Below are 286 nucleotides of genomic sequence, written 5' to 3'. Positions count from 1 at the left end.
GCCGCGTGCAGCACGGCCATCGGCTATTGAAAAGCGGCCTGCCGATCGCCGCAGCCGCCAGCGAAAGCGGCTTTGCCGATCAGGCGCACTTCCAGCGCACCTTCAAACAGCTGCTGGCCGCGACACCCGGCCAGTATCAAAAACCCTCCGCCAACAGATAGCAGGCGCTGGCCGCCAGCAACGCCGCCATCGCGCGATTGAAGCGTTGTACGTTGCGCGCCTGCCTGAGCAGGCCGCGCAACATCGCGCCAACGTAAGCCCAGCAGGCCACCGAAGCATAGCAAAT

1 protein-coding gene is annotated in these 286 nt (G+C 64.7%); it reads left to right on the top strand.

The window, feature by feature from the left end; all coding sequences use genetic code 11:
* Positions 1-5: 5 nt before the first annotated feature.
* Positions 6-161 (top strand): helix-turn-helix domain-containing protein, encoded by a 156-nt coding sequence (locus J0A68_RS23395; RefSeq protein ID WP_498371317.1) that lies wholly within the window; start codon positions 6-8, stop codon positions 159-161.
* The last annotated feature ends 125 nt before the right edge of the window (positions 162-286 follow it).

Source organism: Algoriphagus oliviformis (genome assembly GCF_017254915.1).
Classification (GTDB): Bacteria; Bacteroidota; Bacteroidia; order Cytophagales; family Cyclobacteriaceae; genus Algoriphagus; species Algoriphagus oliviformis.
The sequence above is the reverse complement of the archived record's forward strand: the minus strand, read 5'-3'. Positions and strand labels throughout refer to the sequence as shown.